We start from the raw sequence: 3,613 nt of genomic DNA, 5'->3' as shown, positions 1-3,613 counted from the left end.
CCGCATGGCAACAAGCGACGGGCCGAGCGTGCAGGAGCCGACGGTCAATTCGAGTAGCGGCGCGGCCGACTCAACCCATCCGCCCGCCCCCACGAAGGGCCGAGGCCTGCGGCGGATCACTGCGCTGATGCTGATCATTGAGGCGCTGCTCATCGTCTCGCCCCTGACTGCGCTCAACGAGTTCACCGCAAGCGGTCAAACCATCGGCAAGACCCTCGCGTACATCCCTGGACTTGAGTTGGTCTTGCTCGCGGCGTTCGTGCTCCTCTCTCGCCTCATCTGGGTGGGCTTGTTCCTGGCAGCGTGGGGAATCTGGCACAACTCCCGGGGCATCGCCGCGCTGGTTCTGCAACTGGCCGTGCTGCCCTTCCCGTTGGTCGGACTCCTGCGGCCGTTGAGCCCGATCTACGCCATCACCGGCAGCCGGTTGATCATCCTGGCCGTCATCGTGACGGTCTGCATCATGCTCGTGCTCGTTATTCGTGCGGGCCAGCCGGCACCCGCCAATCGTCGGCCGGTGATGTGGGTCGTTCTCAGTACCTTCGGTGTCCTGGTAGTCGTCATGGCCGTCATCGGGGCGACCAACCGATCGCTTCCTAGCAGCCTCCTACCGACTCTCGTCTCGTCTGGATCAGGTACCGCACCGGGCGAAGCCACAGCCGTGAAAGTCCCGTTGATTCCGCAGAACCCGTCGTTGGCCAAGAACCCGTGGAACAGCCTGCACAACGACTCGTGGGGAACGGATTCCTACAACGTCGCGGCTCCAAGTGACGCCCCGACCGCCAACGTTGACAGCCTGTTCACAGGTGGCGATTGCGCCTCGATGACGTGGGACTCGAGGGGCCGTCTGGTCACCTTGTGCGTGACCGTCGCCCGAGTGATTGCCTACGTCTTGGCACCAGACACGTTGGAAGTGCTTGCGCAGCAGCAAATCTCCACGCGCAAGCCGAGCCTGACCAACTTCTCCGGTGGAGGTTACTTCTTCCTCGATGCCAAGGATCAGATCGTGGTGCCGAGTTCCGACGGCAAGCTCAACGTCTACTCAACGACTGACGGCATCCAACAGGCGCAGTCAATCGACATCGCCGCCACCTTGACACCCGGCGAGGACGTCACGTCGACCATGGCCGACTGGTCGGGTCGGTACTGGTACGTGGGAGCCAACGGAACCGTTGGAGTCGTCGACCCCGCAAAAGTAACCCCTCGCGCCGTCAACCTGGATGGGGAGTCCATTGAGAACTCATTCGTGCTCACCCAGGACTCCGCCTATGTCGTGACCGGTTCCGCGCTGTACCGGCTGGCGGCTGAGCCGGATGGTCCACCCAAGACCGTCTGGCGAATGCCCTACGACGCCGGCTCGCGCAAGAAGCCGGGACAGACGTCACGGGCGAGCGGAACCACCCCGACGGTGTTTCATCAGGGCCAGTACGTGGCAATCGCTGACAATGCCGAACCGCAGATGAACGTCGTGGTCGCGGACACTGCCACCGGTTCCTTCGCGTGTCAGGTTCCGGTATTCACCCCGGATCAATCGGCAACGGAGAACGCGTTGATCGCGCTCGGCGACACCATCATCGCTGAGAACAACTACGGCTACAGTCCGCCGATCGCGTCCACTGGCGGGGGCCACAGCACGACGCCAGGCATGGCCGCTGTGCAGTTCGACGGTGCCACCGGTTCGTGCACGAAGAAGTGGGAGAACAGCACCATTCAGGTGCCCTCGGTGGTGTCCAAGGCCACGTTCGCCGGTGACCAAGTCATCTCCTACACCAAGCCATCGGATCCGCTGGGTCGTGACGCTTGGTACTTCACGGGCGTTTCGGCCCGCACCGGCGAGGTGCTGTGGACCAGGCTGGCGGGTATGGGCTTGGCTTTCAACAATCACTATGCCGCCACGTATCTGTCGCCTCAGGGTGACATCTTGACTGGGACCTCGTACGGGATCGTGCGGCTGCGCAACGGCGGCTAGAACCCCGAGACGGCGCTCGACTGCCGGGCGCTGATCGCCGGGGCAGTTTTGTCAGCCCCCGTTGATACCAATGAACCATGAAGAGGCAGGCGCATCACACGGCACACCACGACTCGCAGAGTCGCTGGCCAGAACTGACCGAGCTTGAGCGGGGGATCCTTCAGCTGGAGCAGCAGTGGTTCCGCCACGCCGGGGTCAAAGAGGACGAGATTCGCCGTCGCTTCGATATGTCAGCAACGCGGTACTACCAAGTCCTCAACGGGCTGCTGGACAAACCGGATGCGCTCGCCGCCGCGCCGCAACTGGTGACTCGGCTATGCCGACTGCGTGCCGCGCGGCAACGGAGTCGATACTCGCGTCGCCGCGTACTCGGGAATGGACAACAGTGGCGGACGTTCTAATGCGCCGACCTCGTGCGACGTCACGGCGTAGCCAGTCCCGTCATGGTCGAACTGCGCCAGGGTTGCGCCGAAGGGGCGGTCGGGGACGTTCCCGGTGGCGACACCAAGCCGACTCCACGCTGTCTGCAGGATCTCCGCCGACATACGGCCGAGGCGACGTTCATCGTGATGTCGGTGCAGGCGTGTGCCCAGATCGACCTGGGCGATCGATTCGACTCCGGCAAGGTCGGCGGTGCCCACCAGTAGAGCGAAGTCCACGCCGTAGTCGCAGGGGAAGGCCAGTTGCTCAAGCAGGCTTCGGCGGGCCGCGTATTCGCCGGCGAGCGGCTGCACGACCCCTGCGAGTTGCGGCCAATACAAGTTGAGCAGGGGCCGGGCCACTAGTTCGGTGACGCGCCCACCGCCCGCCACCGACACCTGCTCCCCCTGGATCAGGGGTCGCTCGTAGACGGCCTTGACCAGGTCGACGGTTGGTTGGGCGAGTAGTGGGCCGAGCAGACCAGTGATGTACGACGGGGTGAACGACCGCAGGTCGGCATCGATGAAGACAATCAGGTCGCCGGTCGTCGCGGCTACCGCGCGCCACATTGCCTCGCCTTTGCCGGTGACCGCCGGGATCCGTGCGAGCACCTCGTCGCGATGGATGACGGTCGCACCTGCTGCCCGCGCAACCTTGGCCGTGCGGTCTGTCGATCCGGAGTCGAGCACGACCAACTCGTCGACTAAGCCCGATCCGGGTCCGGGATCGCGGTCGTCGTCAGCGATGAATGCCTCGCGAATCTCATCCACGATCGAGCCAACGGTCCGCTCCTCGTTGAGGGCAGGAAGGACAACCGAGACGGTGGCTCCGCTGGCGGACTTTGTCGCGAGTAGGTCCGCTGGTCGCCAATCGCAGGCGCGGCTAGTGCGCTCACGCAGCAACTTGCGGGCTTCGGCATGCATGCGTAACCCCCTAGCCACTTCCGATGTTGTCAGGCTATGGTTGCAACTACTCGCTTCGAGTCCGTAACAGGGTGACATCGTTCGCTGCTGCGCGTCCTTGAACGAACAACCGAATATCGCTCATCCAGAGGGGCAGAGGGACCGGCCCGTTGAAGCCCCGGCAACCATCCGTCGCGACGATTTGATCGTCGCGAATGTCATGAATCTCCCATGATTCATGTCCGCGAGAGGTGCCAATTCCGACCCGGACCGCGCAAGCGGCGACCGGGACAGATGAGGAAAGGCCTCAAATGACCACGAT

3 protein-coding genes and 1 riboswitch are annotated in these 3,613 nt (G+C 63.7%); of the genes, 2 read left to right on the top strand and 1 reads right to left on the bottom strand.

Annotated elements, in window-relative coordinates; genetic code table 11:
* A partial coding sequence (locus KAZ48_11380; GenBank protein MBP7973391.1) for a hypothetical protein occupies positions 1 to 1,969 on the top strand: 1,969 nt, incomplete at its 5' end.
* Between the two features lie 77 nt (positions 1,970 to 2,046).
* A complete protein-coding gene (locus tag KAZ48_11375; protein MBP7973390.1) occupies positions 2,047 to 2,370 on the top strand; it encodes a DUF3263 domain-containing protein in 324 nt (107 codons plus the stop codon).
* On the opposite strand, the gene KAZ48_11370 is transcribed toward KAZ48_11375, so the two are convergent.
* Positions 2,284 to 3,312 (bottom strand): glucosyl-3-phosphoglycerate synthase, encoded by a 1,029-nt coding sequence (locus KAZ48_11370; GenBank protein ID MBP7973389.1) that lies wholly within the window; start codon positions 3,310 to 3,312, stop codon positions 2,284 to 2,286. The genes KAZ48_11375 and KAZ48_11370 overlap by 87 nt on opposite strands.
* 117 nt (positions 3,313 to 3,429) lie before the next feature.
* Positions 3,430 to 3,592, top strand: a riboswitch (SAM riboswitch).
* The last annotated feature ends 21 nt before the right edge of the window (positions 3,593 to 3,613 follow it).

It is taken from the genome of Candidatus Nanopelagicales bacterium, assembly GCA_018003655.1.
Lineage (GTDB): Bacteria > Actinomycetota > Actinomycetes > S36-B12 > UBA10799 > JAGNDY01.
The sequence above is the reverse complement of the archived record's forward strand: the minus strand, read 5'-3'. Positions and strand labels throughout refer to the sequence as shown.